This window comes from Deefgea chitinilytica (genome assembly GCF_016881405.1).
Taxonomy (GTDB): domain Bacteria; phylum Pseudomonadota; class Gammaproteobacteria; order Burkholderiales; family Chitinibacteraceae; genus Deefgea; species Deefgea chitinilytica.
Genome location: NZ_WOFE01000004.1, coordinates 1 through 16,065, shown reverse-complemented (window position 1 = coordinate 16,065; position 16,065 = coordinate 1). Strand labels below are relative to the sequence as shown.

General features: G+C 50.1%; 15 protein-coding genes. 6 read left to right on the top strand and 9 right to left on the bottom strand.

Annotated features, from left to right (window positions below):
• Nucleotides 1-13 precede the first annotated feature (13 nt).
• Genes GM173_RS10095 through GM173_RS10080 form a run of 4 tightly spaced genes read left to right on the top strand, consistent with a single transcriptional unit; the run spans nucleotide 14 to nucleotide 4,421 of the window.
• Entirely contained in the window at nucleotides 14-790 is a 777-nt protein-coding gene (locus GM173_RS10095; protein WP_203571258.1) for a sterol desaturase family protein, read from the top strand.
• Nucleotides 780-1,664 (top strand): fatty acid desaturase family protein, encoded by an 885-nt coding sequence (locus GM173_RS10090; RefSeq protein WP_203571257.1) that lies wholly within the window; start codon nucleotides 780-782, stop codon nucleotides 1,662-1,664. The genes GM173_RS10095 and GM173_RS10090 overlap by 11 nt, the downstream gene beginning before the upstream one ends.
• Complete coding sequence (locus GM173_RS10085) at nucleotides 1,654-3,561, top strand: iron-containing redox enzyme family protein (protein WP_203571256.1); 1,908 nt, start codon at nucleotides 1,654-1,656, stop codon at nucleotides 3,559-3,561. Before GM173_RS10090 ends, GM173_RS10085 begins: the two co-directional genes overlap by 11 nt.
• Nucleotides 3,558-4,421, top strand: a complete 864-nt coding sequence (locus tag GM173_RS10080; protein WP_203571255.1) for a DUF6999 family protein — start codon at nucleotides 3,558-3,560, stop codon at nucleotides 4,419-4,421. The genes GM173_RS10085 and GM173_RS10080 overlap by 4 nt, the downstream gene beginning before the upstream one ends.
• A gap of 21 nt (nucleotides 4,422-4,442) precedes the next feature.
• On the opposite strand, the gene phnD is transcribed toward GM173_RS10080, so the two are convergent.
• The 6 genes from phnD to ttcA all read right to left on the bottom strand — a co-directional run bounded on the left by phnD (nucleotide 4,443) and on the right by ttcA (nucleotide 10,962).
• Entirely contained in the window at nucleotides 4,443-5,417 is a 975-nt protein-coding gene (gene phnD / locus GM173_RS10075; protein ID WP_203571254.1) for a phosphate/phosphite/phosphonate ABC transporter substrate-binding protein, read from the bottom strand.
• Between the two features lie 94 nt (nucleotides 5,418-5,511).
• Complete coding sequence (locus tag GM173_RS10070) at nucleotides 5,512-6,891, bottom strand: sigma-54-dependent transcriptional regulator (RefSeq protein WP_203571253.1); 1,380 nt, start codon at nucleotides 6,889-6,891, stop codon at nucleotides 5,512-5,514.
• Nucleotides 6,875-8,461, bottom strand: a complete 1,587-nt coding sequence (locus GM173_RS10065) for a sensor histidine kinase (protein ID WP_203571252.1) — start codon at nucleotides 8,459-8,461, stop codon at nucleotides 6,875-6,877. Before GM173_RS10065 ends, GM173_RS10070 begins: the two co-directional genes overlap by 17 nt.
• Before the next feature lie 123 nt (nucleotides 8,462-8,584).
• Nucleotides 8,585-9,076 (bottom strand): RNA pyrophosphohydrolase, encoded by a 492-nt coding sequence (locus GM173_RS10060; RefSeq protein ID WP_203571251.1) that lies wholly within the window; start codon nucleotides 9,074-9,076, stop codon nucleotides 8,585-8,587.
• 144 nt (nucleotides 9,077-9,220) lie between these two features.
• On the bottom strand, nucleotides 9,221-10,009 hold the full coding sequence (locus tag GM173_RS10055) for a fused MFS/spermidine synthase (protein WP_203571250.1): 789 nt from the start codon (nucleotides 10,007-10,009) through the stop codon (nucleotides 9,221-9,223).
• Nucleotides 10,009-10,962: a tRNA 2-thiocytidine(32) synthetase TtcA gene (gene ttcA, locus GM173_RS10050; protein WP_203571249.1), complete on the bottom strand. Its 954-nt coding sequence runs from the start codon at nucleotides 10,960-10,962 to the stop codon at nucleotides 10,009-10,011. The genes GM173_RS10055 and ttcA overlap by 1 nt, the downstream gene beginning before the upstream one ends.
• Before the next feature lie 174 nt (nucleotides 10,963-11,136).
• On the opposite strand from ttcA, the gene GM173_RS10045 reads away from it, so the two are divergent.
• Nucleotides 11,137-11,454 carry a hypothetical protein gene (locus GM173_RS10045; RefSeq protein WP_203571248.1) on the top strand — a complete coding sequence of 106 codons (318 nt, stop codon included), beginning with the start codon at nucleotides 11,137-11,139 and terminating at the stop codon, nucleotides 11,452-11,454.
• Between the two features lie 59 nt (nucleotides 11,455-11,513).
• Here GM173_RS10045 and GM173_RS10040 read toward each other — a convergent pair whose 3' ends face one another.
• Nucleotides 11,514-12,440 carry an endonuclease/exonuclease/phosphatase family protein gene (locus GM173_RS10040; RefSeq protein WP_203571247.1) on the bottom strand — a complete coding sequence of 309 codons (927 nt, stop codon included), beginning with the start codon at nucleotides 12,438-12,440 and terminating at the stop codon, nucleotides 11,514-11,516.
• A complete protein-coding gene (locus tag GM173_RS10035) occupies nucleotides 12,430-13,332 on the bottom strand; it encodes an NAD(P)/FAD-dependent oxidoreductase (protein ID WP_203571246.1) in 903 nt (300 codons plus the stop codon). The genes GM173_RS10040 and GM173_RS10035 overlap by 11 nt, the downstream gene beginning before the upstream one ends.
• A gap of 137 nt (nucleotides 13,333-13,469) precedes the next feature.
• Between GM173_RS10035 and GM173_RS10030 the strand changes: the two genes are divergently transcribed.
• Nucleotides 13,470-14,633, top strand: coding sequence for a class I SAM-dependent methyltransferase (locus GM173_RS10030; protein ID WP_203571245.1), 1,164 nt, complete (start codon nucleotides 13,470-13,472; stop codon nucleotides 14,631-14,633).
• A 121-nt stretch (nucleotides 14,634-14,754) separates the two neighbouring features.
• Here the strand turns inward: GM173_RS10030 and GM173_RS10025 are convergent.
• Nucleotides 14,755-16,065, bottom strand: a 1,311-nt coding sequence (locus GM173_RS10025) for a beta strand repeat-containing protein (RefSeq protein WP_203571244.1), incomplete at its 5' end; no start/stop codon positions are given.

Below are 16,065 nucleotides of genomic sequence, written 5' to 3'. Positions count from 1 at the left end.
GAGCTGTCAGTTAGTGCGCGAATTTATTCTCAATTGTCAGTGGCATGAAATCATGCTACTGGGTCTGGTCTTTTTTGCCAGCCTATACCTTGGTGTGGGTGCGCTCAATTGGGCGTTAAGCCACTGGCTACTTCCCGCGATCGGCTATGGCCGTGTGCTAGATCCGCGGCCACTTGCTGCCGGACAGTTACGCCGTGAATGGCGATTGTCTGCGTGCTCAATTTTCATTTTTGGCACGGGAATGATTTTCCCTTGGGGTTTGTTGCAATTAGGCTGGGCTCACTTGGCGATCAACCCTGCTACATGGCAAATTGCCGCAGAAATCATACTCTTGGTGATCTGGAATGAAATCCATTTCTATGCCAACCACTGGCTGCTGCATACGCGCTGGCTCAAACGCTTTCACCTACCGCATCATCGCTCGATTGTCACCACGCCGTGGGCTTCGTATAGCTTTCACCCACTGGAAGCCATTATGCTTGGCAATGTGATTTTGCTGCCGATGTTGCTGCACGATTTCAGTATTTACGCACTGGCTGCCGTGCCGGTGTTTAGTATTATTTTTAATAATATCGGCCATTCCAATTACGATTTTCTGCCCGACGCGCATCATGACCGCTGGTGGCTCAACGGCGCACGCCGCCATCATTTGCACCACGCCTGTTATAACGGTAATTTTGGCTTTATGTTTCCGTTTATGGATAGACTGTTTGGCACGGCATTGCCGCCCGATGCCGCACAAGCCCGCATCCATCGTGACCTAGCCGGATCACCTCAAGATGCTGCGTAATCGCCGCGATCTGCAAAGCGTGCTGTATCTCATCCTGCAGCCCTTGCTGATGGCGTATTTATGGCACACAGGCTTATCGTCGCTGGCAAGCTGGCTGATTTATGGCTTGGTGTTTTTTCTGAGCCTTGGCATTGGCGTGATTCATCACAATCACACGCATCTACGGATGTGGCGCAGCAAACGCCTGAACCGGCTGACCGATTTCTGGATCACGCTATTGCAAGGCCATCCGACTTTTGTGTTTTATCCTTCACATATTGCCAATCATCATCGCTACCATCATGGCGAGCGCGATGTCGCGCGGACTTACCGATTTGGTGGCGATCACAATCATTTGCTGGGCTATCTTTTGCATCCGTTTCAAGCGGTATTGGTACTTTACCCCTTGTTTATCGGTTGGTTACGACATTTGATGCTGCGACATTCCAGCGTGTTTTATTATTGCCTGCGCCAATATCTGGCGGTGCTGTTGCTGTGGAGCGTTTTAGCGTGGCTGGATTGGCAAAAGTTCTTACTATTTGTGCTAATCCCGCAATTGCATGGTCTGCATTGGTTATTGGCGACCAATTATTTGCAACACGCACACGCCGATGGCCACTCAACGATCAATTACGCGCGCAATTTTTCCGGCTGGGTCAATCCGCTGCTATTTAATATCGGGCTACACACCGCCCACCACCATCACCCGCGCGCGCATTGGTCGGAATTAGTACAACTGAATTTGCATTACCGCCAGCAAGTTCATCCTACGCTCAATGCTGGACCTTTGATCCCTTATATGTTTCGCACCTTTATTCTCAGCCTGCTGCTGCCTCCCTTACGTAGCCGCAGCTTGATGCCGCCTCAAAGTTCAGGAAACCCACATGCCAATTGAGTTTAACCATGTCTACCTCGCCGCAGCTAGCTTGCACTTACCGGGCAACCCCATAGACAACAACGCAATGGATGCTTATATCGCGCCGATTAACCGCATTTCAGCGCGAATCAAAAAACGGATTCTGGACGAAAACGGCATTCAAACGCGGCATTACGCGATTGATGAGCAAGGCCAGACCGTAGAAAGCCACGCACAGCTGGCAGCCAACGCGATTCACGCCTGTTTAAGCCAAACGCAAACGCCGCTAGAGCAGATTTCGCTGCTCAGCGTAGGCTCGTCGGGCGGCGATGCGCTGATGCCGGGCTTTGCCAATATGATCCAAGGCGAGCTGGGTGCGCCGCCAATGCAAACCCTATCTAGCCAAGGCGTTTGCGCCGCTGGCGTTAGTGCGATTGAATTTGCCGCACAAGCGATTGAGCTGGGCGCACATCACAGCGCCATCGCCGTTGCCGCAGAAATGCCATCGCGGATGTTCAAGCGTTCGCGCTTTGCACCGCGTGGCTATGAAAGCGATTTTGACGCGCATTTTCTGCGCTGGATGCTGTCTGACGGCGCGGGCGCGATGCAACTCACTCGCCAGCCTATCGCCAAAAACGGCCTGCAAATCAAATTGAAATGGATACACCAAAAGAGCTTTTCCGGTGATTATCCTGTTTGCATGCAACTAGGGCTGACTGCGGATCGCAGCCAGTCTTTTCTGGATTTTGCCTCGTCATCCGAAGCCGAAGCCGCTGGTGCGCTGTCTTTGCGGCAAGACATTCGCTTGCTACCGCATTTATTCGATATCTGCATTCACGAATACGTCAAACTCGTCGAAGCTGGCTGGATTAAATCGACCGAGATCGATCATTTTCTGTGCCATTATTCATCGGCCAAATTTATGCCAGTGGTTGAGGATTTGCTAGCAAAAGCCGGCTTAACGATTCCGCCCGAAAAGTGGTATAGCAATCTGGCGACTCGAGGTAATACCGGCGCGGCGTCGATTTTTATTATGCTGGCTGAATTTTTGCAGCAGAAAACACTCAAAGCTGGCGAGAAAATTTTCTGCTTTATTCCCGAATCGGGACGGATGACGGCAGCGTTTATGCTGTTTGAAGTCGAAGCAGAACAAAGCGAAATAAGCTCTAGGTATACATCGCCAGAAATTACTCAGCAAGCACTACAAGTCAATACCCTAGTCAACAATATCGCAGTACCACATCAAGCAGCAGACGCACCCGAGCCTTTGCAGCCGCTACTGACTCGGCTAGCCAGCTTGTGGCAGGAATACCGTTCGAACGTCTGGCGCACGCCAGTCATCCACCAACTGGTGAGCGGGCAATTTGATGTCACGGCCTACCGCAACTGGACGGCGCAATGGATACCGCAAGTGCACGAAGGCAGCAAATGGATGAGGAATGCCGTTGCCTCGCTCACTGGCGACTTTGCTGCGCTCGGTGCTTTGATCGAAATGCACGCGGGTGATGAGCAAAATGATTTCCAGATTTTGTATCAGGATTATCAAGCTGCTGGCGGCACCGCCAAACTGGCCGATTTACGCCGCAATCCCGGGGGCGAAGCGCTCAATAGCTATTTGCACGCGCTAGCTGCAACGCCCAATCCGATTGGTTTATTGGGTGCAATTTATATTATCGAAGGTACGGGGCAGCGCATCGTTCCCGCTTTGCTACCGCTACTGCGTCAGCAAGTGGCCTTGCCCGCTGCGGCGTTTCGCTTTTTGGAATATCACGGCACGAACGACGAGCATCATTTGGCGCGCTGGCTGAGTGCCGTTGAAATCACACTTGCGATCGACCCAACAGCGGCAGATGCGATTTACCGCACAGCCAAACGCACCGCGCAGTTGTATTTAATGCAGTTTGAACATATTCAAGAAAGTGACACTACATCATGAGCGATTTTCTGAACGAACCACACGATCCGCGCGACCCGAATCCATGGCAGGCGCTGTATCTAGATCAAAGCACGCCACTACCCAATCACGTTAAGCACGCGTGGCTGACCGATTCTGCCTCTAGTTCGCGGCAATACTTGCTGCCCTTGATGCGCCCGATAGCCCGTCTGATGATTATTCTGATTCAGGTGTGCAAAATTTTACTGCCCAAGCGCTGGTCGGCATCCAAACTCTTGCACCGAATTTTAGTCTGGGGATTAAAAGGTTTTGTATCGCCCGAAGCCAATTGGCTGATCTTGCGCCATTTTCATCTGGGCGCACAAATTATCGAATTTGTTGAGCGCAACGCGCCAGTCAGCGTGCCGCTATCGCCACTGAAACCGGCCGACCTTGATGCGCTCAAAGACGAGCTGTTTTTAAAACATGATTTAAATTTATTTAACTTCGTGATTCGCCTTAACCAAGCGCTGCGCGATGAAGGCAAAGCGCTAGCGCATCTTGAGCAAATCGATTTCAGCATGATAATCGAACCGCCATTGGCATTAGCGGCGATGCCGCAAGGCAAAATGAACTGGATTGATTTGCAAACCGCGATTGAAATTTTCACGCCAGTGTATCAGTTATTTTTAACCGACAATGATTTCTGGCGCGCCGCCAATTCGCTGCAACTAGATGAAACGATGGGCGTGTATGTCGCGACGATTCTGAATACGCCGCAACATTTATTGCTACTCAATAATAAGCACCCACTGGTACCGCTTTCAACATTACGCGCTGGGCATCGTTTGGTTCTGCACGGACTATCGACTGAAATGCTGCATTGCTTATTGAGCCAAATGAAAGCCAACGCAGCCGCTTAGGGCTGCGCTGGATTTCTGCCTTTAGCGCGGGCCGCCCAGCAGCGCAATCAGCAATTCATGCCGACGATAATAAGCTTTTTCTTGCTTTTGCTTATCAGCCAGACTCAGACTGCTATCGAGCATGGTGCGAAATTGTGCATAGAATAATTCAACTTCGGCAATTCGTTTTAATTCCCGATTACTCATAGTTTTAAAACCTGCCAAATTATCGGCCGCCAGTAATTTAGCGGCTGAATCCGGATATTGCTTATTGCCCGCATAAGTAAGGAAAAATTGGGCAACTGATTTTCTTAACTCCGCTGGCATATTTTTACGCATGACCAATGGATCAAAATTAAATGCGTCTGACTGCCAAATCACTTTGATATTTTTAAATTCGGCAGGAAATTTCTTGGCAAATTTGGCCAAATCATCGGTATTGTTTGCCGCCACATCAACGTCACCACGGGCCACTAGCAAGAAATTATCCTGATGATTGCCGTAGCGCACATTCTTAAAATGCTGCTCCATCACGACATTGTTTTTTAGAAAGGCGTAGTACTGCGGAATTAAAAATCCGGAGGTTGATTTAGTATCGCCACTGCCATAACGATAACGGCCTTTTTGCTGCAAGACTTGTTCTAGAGTATTCAAGCCCGAGTCTTTACGGCTAATCAGTACCGATGAATAGGTATCAACGCCGCCCTTGAGCACCAATTGGCCAAATACATCGCATTGCGCGCTTTCGACGGCTTCCAGCGCCACTTTATTCCCCAGCCGCGCCACCTGAATATCACCGGATTTCAAGCCATTTAAAATTTCGGCGTAACTTTTGGCCGCCACGGCTTTGACATTCGCGCCGGTCGCTTTGGCTAAATCATCCAAAATCGGCTGCCACGCCGCGATGGCCTCTTGCGCTTCACCGTGAGCCACCAAGCCCACCGTAATTGTCTCTTTCGCTATGCCCATTTTTGCAGTCACAGCCATCACACTGACCAGCACTAGCTTACGCCACATCCTTTTATCCACCTTTTTACATGCAATTTCTTACAAAGGCGGGAGACTAGCAGCAAATTTTCAACTTAAGTGTAACAAAGCTTACAAAAATGACTTAGGTTTCACTTTCCGGTGTAATCGATAGGCGCTCCAGACGGTAACGCAAGCTGCGAAACGTCACCCCGAGTAGTTTCGCTGCACGCGTGCGATTAAATCCAGTTTTATCCAGCGCCGCTAAAATAGCGGCTTTTTCAACGCGATCCAGATAATCTTGTAAGGGATAGGTATCGCCCAGATTCGCGGCCACCGCTTCCGCCTTATCACTCTGACTATGGGAATGGTTTAATTGCAAATCATCGGCATCGATTTGATTGCCATCGGCCAAGGCGACCGCACGCTCCAATAAATTTTCCAGCTCACGCACGTTGCCAGGAAAATCATAGCGACACAGCGCTTGCTTGGCGGCCGCAGTAAAAACCATTGCTGGCATACCATGACGCGCAGCGATGTCTTCGACCAGAAATTGCGCAATCGTCAGTACATCTTCGCCCATCTCACGCAGCGCAGGCATTTTCAGCTCGATCACATTCAAACGATAATACAAATCTTGCCGAAAACGTCCGCCTTCTACGCAGCGCGCCAGATTTTGATGCGTCGCCGAAATAATTCGAACATCAACGTCTTCTTCATGCACCCCGCCGACTTTACGGACCTTGCGCTCTTGTATCGCACGCAATAATTTAACTTGCATCGCCAGTGGCAAATCGGCGACCTCATCCAAAAACAAGGTGCCGCCATTTGCCGCCTGAAAAAAACCTTCCCGATCTTCGTTCGCGCCGGTAAATGCGCCTTTGCGATAGCCAAAAAATTCACTTTCCATTAAATTTTCTGGAATCGCGCCACAATTAACAGCCACAAACGGTTTTTCGGCGCGATTCGAACTGGCATGAATCGCGCGCGCGGCGCGCTCTTTACCCGAGCCCGATTCTCCCGTCACATACACCGGTGCTTGATTGCGCGCTAATTTTTCGATTAAAACCAAGACTTGCTGCAATGCGGCCGAATCACCAAGTAAGGGCCGATCACGCCGCGCCGCTTTCACCGCAGGTGTCGCGTCGATTTTGAGTGCCGATTTCACCAGCGCTCGCAATTGCTCCAAAGCAACTGGCTTAGCCAAGTAATCAAACGCGCCCGCTTTGAGTGCCGCCACTGCGTTTTCAGTGCTACCGTAGGCGGTAATCACGGCAATTGGCAAATCCAAGCCCTTGGCCTGAATGTAGCGCACCAAGTCCAAGCCTTCGCCATCGGGCATCCGCATATCCGATAAACACAAATCAAAATGCTGGCTATCGATTAAGGCTTTTGCAGCAGCCACCCCGTTGGCTTTTTCTACGTCCAAGCCCATTTTTAACAAAGTCAGCTCGAGCAACTCGGCCAAATCGACTTCGTCATCAACGACCAAAACACGCGGTAAGGTTTTAGATTTTTTCGCCATCGGTATATCCAAATAGAATACGGAAGCAAGCCCCGCCCGTTGGCGGTGATTGATATTCAAGTAAAGCAGCATTCGCCGCACATATTTCCCGTGCAATATAAAGGCCTAAACCTGTGCCTTTGCTTTCGGTGGTAAAGAACGGCTCAAACAATTGCGTTTGCGCATCCGCCGGCACTGGTGGCCCATCATTAATCACATTGAGTACCCAGCCATCTTGAAACGGCTCAACGCACAATTGCAAGCTGCCTTCGCGCTGCGTGCAATAACGCCAACCATTGCGCGATAAATTCCACAGTACTTGGTGCAAATGCCCCGCGTCAAAGCGAACAATCACCGCCGGATCGCATGAAATCGTCAATTTAATCGGGATTTTTTCTTGCAACACAAATTCTTCGGCAAAATCATTGAGCCATTCTGCCAAATGTACGTCAATACGCTTCACCCGATCACGACGATTAAGCTCGAGCACGTCCTTCACCATGCGCTCTAAGCGCTGGCTATTGTCATTAATAATTCGGGTAAGTTTTTGCAGCAGAGGATCACCCGCCGTCTCTTCGCGCATCAACTCCGCGGCGTGACTAATCGCCCCCAAAGGATTGCGAATTTCGTGCGCTAGATTTGCCGTCAGACGGCCTAATGCCGCCAGCTTGAGTTGTTGCGACTCACGCCGCAAACGCGCCATGTCTTCCAGATAAATCAACACATTGCCCATTGAATCGGTCGTCAATGACACAAAGCGCGCGCGCAGCGTATTCCGGCCGCCAGCGGTTTGAATCAATTCGCTGCTGCCCATCTCGGGAAACTCGCGCCAGCGCGCCAACGGGCCAGCCAACTCGGGTAAATCAGCCGCAAGTGGACTGCCCAAATCAGGGCGCAAGCCGGTAAAGCGAACAGCTTGCTCATTAAATTGTTGAATCAAATTAAATGTATCGACCACTAAAACGCCGTCAGAGACGTCTTGCAAAATCCGCGCGTTCAGTTGGCCTAAATTCGCGATATCAACACTGCGCTGTTCAGCAAGTTCACGATTTTCTTCAGCATAGCGTGAAAGACGGTATGCAAGCCAAGCCACCGCAAATGAAGCGATACAGAGAAATACCGTCGACATCGGTATCGTATCAGTTGTATCGCCTTGCAAAATACTCCACACCAACTCACCCAGCAAAGCCAAGCTGGCGACAGCTGCATGAAACATCGTCATCCGGCCACGGGCAATCAAGCCAGCCGCAGCCAAATAAGGCAGCAGCAAAATTCCGAAACCGCTTTTAATGCCACCGCCTAAATGCATCAAGGTGACAATAAACATCACATCAATAGTGACTTGAATCGAGAGCTGTATATCAAACCGTGGCCAGCGCTGGGCAATACTAAAAATAAAGATGAAACCACACAGCGTATAGCCCACCAATACCCAAATCGAAGCCCAGAAATGCTGCTGCTCAAGAAAATTGCCGCCATTGAGTAAAAAAGCACCAGCCATTAAGCCAATGACGATCAATAAGCGAAATAGATTAAACAGTGATAACGATTGCCACAGATGCTCGTTAGGCGTACGCAGAGAGTTAGGCATAAATTCCAAATCAACGTAATCGGGTTTTTATCGCAATACAATACGATTAGAGAATCAATCGATCACAATCAAAAACACTAAAAAAAACGGGCGGCCCTAGCCACCCGTCTAGCAAGCAAACCATTAATTATTTAATGGTGCTTGTTGTCCAATTAATCGCGCCAACTCAACCAAAGCTGCTTCATAAACGCCACGTTTGAACTCAATCACCGCATCAAGCGGCGACCAATATTCATTCCAACGCCATGCATCAAACTCCGGATGTGTGGTTTTGCGTAAGCAAACATCGGAATCCTTCCCGGTGAGCCGCAGCATAAACCAAATTTGTTTTTGCCCTTTATAAGTACCGCGCCATTCACGACGCACCCAATTGGTCGGCACATCATATTTCATCCAGTCTCTGGTACGGCCGACAATTTCGACGTGCTGCGGCAATAAGCCTACTTCTTCTGCCAACTCCCGAAACATAGCCTGTTCAGGAGTTTCGCCTTGCTTGATGCCGCCCTGTGGAAACTGCCACGAATGCTCACGCACTCGTTTTCCCCAAAAAACTTGGTTCTGTCGATTAATGATGATGATGCCGACGTTTGGCCGATAGCCATCACGATCGAGCATAGATACGACCTATATAGTATTTCGTTGATTACCCTAATTTTTTCACATCTAAGCGAACTTGAAAACCTTTATCTGTGAGGAGTGAGGCGTAAAGCGTAAGGGCAAAAAGCCAGATCCCACACCTTACTCCTTGCACTCAGCAATTTAAATAAACAAACGCCTATCGTTATGCGGATTCATCCGTGCTAAATCGCTAACAAACTCAGCAAACTCCAAGCCATACTGCGCTTCTAATTTTTTGGCTTTATCGGCCAAGCGTTCCCACTGCGGGCTGTTTTGTCCGCGCATAAACGCAAAAGCAATCACATTGCCCTTTTGCCGCGCTGGCAAACAAATCAAACGGCCTTCAAAGACCTCGGACAATTGCGCGCAATATTGCTCAAACCGGCGGTCGATGCTCCACAGATTGACGGCCAATACACCGTTATCGGTGAGTTTATTTTTGCAGGCGGTAAAAAAATCGGTGCTCGCAAGTGGCGCTGCAATACCCGTTGCCGAATACGCATCCATCATAATCATATCAACCGATTCATCGGCCATATTGTAAACATGTGCCGCACCGTCACCGGTAATCACCTCTAGGCGTTCATCGTCCGGCGGCAAGAAAAACATCGAGCGCGCCACATTTACGACCTGCTGAAATAACTCAACGCAAGTCAGGTGAGTATTAGGCAGATACTCATGTACCCATTTCGCGATCGAACCGCCCCCCAAGCCAATCAACAGCATTTTTTGTGGCGGCTCTAAAAACAGCAAACTACCAAACACACAACGCGAATACGCCAAAATCAGCTCATTAGGCGCGTTGACCTTCATCGCGCTTTGCGTGTCGTCATTACCAAAGTGCAACTTGCGTACGCCGCCCTCTTCCGACACATCGATCATAATGTCGTCATCATCGCGTTTAGAAAAGCGTTTCGAGCGAAATAGCATTATTCGTCGCCCCCACAGCCTGTAACGCCAGCGGGTTTGCTTGCCAGGATAGAAATCCGGTTTGGATCGCTAAAGGTTTCTTTATCAAACGCTTTATCGCCATCAGCGCGCGGGATGCCATCGGCTTTAGCATTCACAAAATCATAGCGTTTCGGGTCGGCCAGATGCGAAGGCACCACATTACACATCGCGGTAAACATCGTCTCCAAGCGACCGGGAAAACGTTTATCCCAGTCTTTCAACATATCGCCGATGATTTGACGCTGCAAATTCGGCTGCGAACCGCACAAATTGCACGGAATAATTGGGAAGCCGCGCGCGGCGGTGTATTTCTCGATATCTTTCTCACGGCAATAGGCCAGCGGGCGAATCACCATATGCTTACCATCGTCCGACACCAACTTCGGTGGCATGCCTTTCAGTTTGCCACCGTAAAACATATTCAAAAACAGCGTTTCCAGAATATCGTCGCGGTGATGACCTAGCGCAATCTTCGTTGCCCCTAGTTCATCCGCTACGCGGTACAAAATCCCACGGCGCAAGCGCGAACACAGCCCACAGGTGGTTTTGCCTTCTTCGATCACGCGGGTGACGATAGAATACGTATCTTCTTCGATAATCTTGTATTCAACGCCCAATTCCGCCAAATACGTCGGCAAAACATGCTCAGGAAAGCCAGGCTGTTTCTGGTCGAGATTGACCGCGACAATCGAAAAATTGATCGGCGCCGATTTTTGCAAACTTAGCAAAATATCCAGCATGGTGTAACTGTCTTTGCCGCCCGACAGGCAAACCATCACGCGGTCGCCATCCTCGATCATATTAAAATCATTGATCGCATCGCCGACGTTATGGCGTAAGCGTTTGACGAGTTTATTAAAATTGTATTTTTGCTTTTGCTCCGCCTCGGTCAATTGCGGCTTGTCTTGAGGTAAATCAGAGATTGCGTTCATAAGAATGAGTACGGGACGCCACAAAGACGCCCCGTTTCTAGGTAATTGAATTGGCAGTGATTTTAGCGCAAAACGCCCCCGCCGTCGCGCCTAATCCACACAAGAAAAATGGCAAGCCCGCGCGCAGAACGACTTTATTGCTAAACTCCAGACACAATCTAACCAGACAAAATCATGCCCAAAGTCATCCACCTCCACCGACTTACCCCCAACAAACCCGTAATCGGCGAGCCGTGTAATGGTTGCGGGGCGTGCTGCGCGGTAGAGCCCTGCCCGATGGGCATACTGATTAGCCGCAAGCGACATGGGCGTTGTGATGCTTTGCTGTGGGATGATGCGCAAACGCGTTATGTTTGCGGAATGGCAACGCAGCCCAAAGCATATTTAGCGGTGAACTGGACATGGTTAAATCGACGCCTATCGCGCTGGGCAAAACGCTGGATTGCCGCTGGCGTTGGCTGTGATTCTCATTGCAGTACGGACATCACTTAGCATGGGTATACAAACAAAGACTTTAATTTAAAAAATCCACAAGCAAATACCCTTTACATTTACTCAACATCCAGCACAATCGCCCGATGATCTGAGCCCAAGTGAGGCGCCACACTCAATCGCCCCGCTAAACCACGTACCAAAGCACGATCTAATGGCAAGAGTGGTAAGCCTTTCATCGGCGACCACGTTGGCCAACCCGCAAAGCCGATTTCGCTCAAACCCGCATCGCGGCGAAATGCCTGATACAGCGGCGAATACGGCGTGATATTCATATCGCCCAAGACGATCACAGCCTGACTTTCTTTGGCGATGCGTTCCGCTAAAATCAGCAAGGCTTCATTACGCGCAGTAGCCAATTCGATGCCCAATGGTGGTGGCGGATGAATACCATATATGACGGTATTGTCCGCTAACTCAATCCGAACATAGGGGAACAGCCTATACTGCTGATCCGTGTAAAGAACTTCACATTGAATCGGTTTTTCCTTCAATAGCGCCGCAATCCCAAACGAACTGTCTTCCCAAGCAGCACAGCCGTAGGGCATTACTTTTTGCACATTAGCCAAATGCTGCTGCCACAGCGGCGTTGCTTCGGTCAGCACAATCACATCGGCCTGCTGCGCCAACAGCCATTGCTCGGTTTGTTGATACTCGGTGTTGCTCAACAACAGATTCATCGCAATCGCACGCAAAGGTTTCGAGTGCTCGACGACTGATTGGACTGGAGAACTCAGCGCCAACGCCATTTGCCACAGCAAAATGACCGAAATCAGCAGCAAAGCAATCCGCCAGCGGCGCTGCTTAAGCCAAAACGCGCCCAGCAAAGTACAAATGAGATAAAACGGCTGAAAATGGCTAAACAATTCCAAGCGCCAATCCCACGCGGCCAAACTAGCTAGCGCCGCACCCAGCAACGCCAACGCTAACACCAATCGACCATAACGTGCGCTCAGCGTCCAAACAGCGTGCCAGTTAGCTCGCATCGCGCGACAATTCAAAGTCGATTTGCTTGGCGACGACCGCCGCTTGGCCTTGGGTCAGCAAGATATTGGGAAATACAGGTTCGGTCATATCGCCAATCGCAAATACCCCAGCTTGCAGCGCACCTGCAGCAGTTTTGAGCTCGGGAAAAGCATTCAACTGCTGCGAGACCTGATAACCAAAATACACCGCGGCGTAATCGTAGCGCTCGCCTTGCACAAGCACGCTTTCAGCATTAGCGTTTAACTCAATATTCTGGCAACCCGTCCTAATCACAATCGCTGCATTTTGCCGAAGTTGTTGCATTAAGGCCGCCGAAACACGCAATTGACCACGCACTAGCATCGTAACGACAGCCCCCATCTCCGCCAAAATCAGCGCATGATCGGCTGCATTATCGCCCCCACCCAGCACCGCGACGCGTTGCCCAGCGGCAATATGCGCGATTTTTTGCAAGCCAGGGCCAACAATCACTCGTTCCGATTCTGTAAATGGTGAAAACGGCGTTGCGCCGCAAGCAAACACCAGCTTTTTGGCGCGCAAACTATCACCATTACTCAAGGTGCACGCAAAATCACCCAGACTTAAATCGGTTCCCACTTTGACGGCGCTCAATTGCGTTTGTAACTCACAATTCGCCGGATCAATTTGCGCGACCATCGCCGCCAGATAATCGCGCCCAGAGATTTGCGCCTGCCCCGGAATCCATTTCAAAACATATTCGCTAGTAGCCAATGGGCCACCCAAATGCGACTCGCGCTCGAGCAGGCACCAACTACGCCCCAAGCCGGTTAGCCATTGCGCCAGCGTCAAACCACCCACGCCGCCACCGATAATCAACACATCGACTTGGCGCTCCAATTGCGTCACTGCGTCATTCTTCATATCAATCATCAAATTTTGCCCAAACGGAACTACGCCAACCAGCACCATGCATCAACCATCTCAGCGCACCAACTTTCACCAAAATAAAACAGCTGCGACAGTCGCAGTGCTAAAATCGCAACACTCTTTTCTTGACGCCAAACCTTATGAATCCACAGCAAGTACAACTGCCAACGCCATCCCCTGAAGCCCTCATCTCTAGCCAAACGCTCTGCCAACAGATTGCCGAGCAAATCGACTTGGCAGGCGGCTGGATTTCGTTTGCCGACTATATGCGCGCCGCGATGTACACGCCTGGCTTGGGTTATTACAGTGGTGGCGCAACTAAATTTGGCGGCGCGGGTGATTTTGTCACCGCCCCAGAAATCTCGCCACTGTTTGGTGGCAGTGTTGCCGCAACGCTAGCGCACGTCTTGGCGGAAACCGGTGGTGCCATTCTGGAAGTCGGCGCCGGCACCGGACAACTTGCCGCGCAAATTCTACTGGAACTGGAACGCCGCCAAACACTGCCCGAACACTACGCGATTTTGGAGCTTTCTGGCCAACTACGTGAACGCCAACGGCAGACTTTGCACACATTAGCCCCACATTTGCTGGCGCAAGTCGTCTGGCTCGATGAATTACCCACCGACTTTATTGGCGTCATCGTTGGCAACGAAGTGCTAGACGCAATGCCATGCGAATTAGTGCAATTTTCCGAGCATCAATGGCAGCAACGCGGCGTCACCGTTGGCTCTAATGGTTTTGCAATGGCCAATCGCCCAATCAGCAATCCCAAACTCGCTGCCGCCTGCGCACCGTTACCACAAATCCCGCTCTACACCAGCGAAATTCACCTCGAAGCACAAGGCTTTATCGCCGCGCTGGCGCAAAGCCTACAACGCGGCATGATTTTATTATTCGACTACGGCTTTCCTGCTAGCGAGTATTACCACCCCGAGCGCAGCATGGGCACGCTCATTGGCCACTACCGCCACCATACGATTCATGATCCCTTCTATTATCCGGGTCTAACTGACCTGACCTGCCACGTGGATTTTTCTGCTATGTATACAGCAGCAGACATTCATGGACTTAGCTTAGAGGGCTATACATCACAAGCCAGTTTCTTGCTCGATGCTGGCATTTTAAGTCTGGCCGAACAATTAGACACCGAAAGCATCGACTACATGAAAACTGCCGCCGCAATCCAAAAACTCACAACCAACGCGGAAATGGGCGAAATTTTCAAAGCCATCGCGTTTTCCAAAGGACTAGAGGGCGATACCGCACCGGGCCTACGTGGGCGAGATCGATCCGGCGAGCTGTAAGCCGAACAGCCAACACCTAACGATAAACCGTTTCGATTCAATATAAAAATGCCGTTTACCAGTTAAAGTAAACGGCACTTTAATTTGCAGAATCAACGGCTAAACGTTAGCCTTCATCGGATTAAGCCACAAACAAGCTGTCATTGATGCTGCTGCTATCAACCCCCAACAGCGTCAATGTACCCAATGTTGAACCATGGCCACTATCACCATAAATAGTAACAGCATTGCCAGTTACGCTGTAGAAGTCACTCAGTGTGCCGCTGCCAACAATGCTCGAAATATCGATTTTATCAACCGATATATTGAAATCATTAACCGTGTCATTACCAAATGCCGACGCCATCGTAACCACATCACTCCCCGTCCCCAAGGTAATTTCATCGTTCCCCGCGCCTGCCGTAATCACATCATCACCAGTACCAGCATTAATCGTATCGTTATACGCACTGCCTGTGATTTGATCGCCACCCGCTCCGCTATTAATTAACACAGACTGACTTGCATCAGTTGCATCAATCAAATCAATACCACCTGCGGTTTTAATGACTGACGTATCAGCTGTCGCAATCACCGAGAAACTACGATTATTGGTAACGCCACTTGCATCGAGGTTTTCAAAATTACTAAATTTGCCCAAACCCGATAATTGATCGGCATTGGTAGCTGCATTGAATGTCACGTTGATTTGCCCTGTTCCTGCCACAGAACCAGTAAAGATCAGCGTATCCACGCCGGAACCACCGTCAATTGAATCAGCTTCTGTCAAATTAGTGCTACCAAATGTAAAGCTATCATTACCCGCCTCCAACCAAATCGTATCATTACCACCACTACTTAAGCCCAACACCACATCACTACCGTCACCGGCATGAACCACATCGTTGCCGGAACCGATAGTAATCATGTCGCCCTGAGCACTACCGGTGATGTCGTTATTACCGTTACCACCCGAAATCGTTACAGCACCACCGGCTGCAGAAGCATTAATGGTATCGTCACCAGCTCCTGTAATGATCGATGTAGTTGCACCACCAGCAGTCACGGTCATCGAAGTCGCGTACAAGCTGGAGTCTAGATTCTCAAAATTTCGCACATCAGCAGTAGAGCCTGTCAGCTGCTGCGAACCTGCACCAACACTGAAATCAACTGCAGTAATCCCTGCCACATCGGCAGCAAATACTAAAGTATCAACACCATTACCACCATTGATCGTAGCAACCCCCGTAGCACCTAAGGTATCCGCAGTCACAGTCAAACTGTCATTACCGGCAGTCATTGCTAACAAGGCAATGTCAGTTAAATTATTACCGACCAAATTGAGGGTAGCGAAAGCCCCCGAAATCGCAATCGTTTCATCCGCTCCACCATTGACGCCGTTGATCGACGCAAAGCCATCGAGGTTCGTGGCCGACAGCGTGATATCGACGCC

Excerpts from the sequence above, each read along its gene's own strand:
- GM173_RS10080 (WP_203571255.1), top strand. The coding sequence starts at position 3,558 with ATGAGCGATTTTCTGAACGAACCACACGATCCGCGCGACCCGAATCCA.
- phnD (WP_203571254.1), bottom strand. The coding sequence starts at position 5,417 with ATGTGGCGTAAGCTAGTGCTGGTCAGTGTGATGGCTGTGACTGCAAAA.
- GM173_RS10030 (WP_203571245.1), top strand. The coding sequence starts at position 13,470 with ATGAATCCACAGCAAGTACAACTGCCAACGCCATCCCCTGAAGCCCTC.
- GM173_RS10045 (WP_203571248.1), top strand. The coding sequence starts at position 11,137 with ATGCCCAAAGTCATCCACCTCCACCGACTTACCCCCAACAAACCCGTA.
- GM173_RS10090 (WP_203571257.1), top strand. The coding sequence starts at position 780 with ATGCTGCGTAATCGCCGCGATCTGCAAAGCGTGCTGTATCTCATCCTG.
- GM173_RS10060 (WP_203571251.1), bottom strand. The coding sequence starts at position 9,076 with ATGCTCGATCGTGATGGCTATCGGCCAAACGTCGGCATCATCATCATT.
- GM173_RS10065 (WP_203571252.1), bottom strand. The coding sequence starts at position 8,461 with ATGCCTAACTCTCTGCGTACGCCTAACGAGCATCTGTGGCAATCGTTA.
- GM173_RS10085 (WP_203571256.1), top strand. The coding sequence starts at position 1,654 with ATGCCAATTGAGTTTAACCATGTCTACCTCGCCGCAGCTAGCTTGCAC.
- GM173_RS10070 (WP_203571253.1), bottom strand. The coding sequence starts at position 6,891 with ATGGCGAAAAAATCTAAAACCTTACCGCGTGTTTTGGTCGTTGATGAC.
- GM173_RS10040 (WP_203571247.1), bottom strand. The coding sequence starts at position 12,440 with ATGCGAGCTAACTGGCACGCTGTTTGGACGCTGAGCGCACGTTATGGT.
- ttcA (WP_203571249.1), bottom strand. The coding sequence starts at position 10,962 with ATGAACGCAATCTCTGATTTACCTCAAGACAAGCCGCAATTGACCGAG.
- GM173_RS10055 (WP_203571250.1), bottom strand. The coding sequence starts at position 10,009 with ATGCTATTTCGCTCGAAACGCTTTTCTAAACGCGATGATGACGACATT.
- GM173_RS10035 (WP_203571246.1), bottom strand. The coding sequence starts at position 13,332 with ATGATTGATATGAAGAATGACGCAGTGACGCAATTGGAGCGCCAAGTC.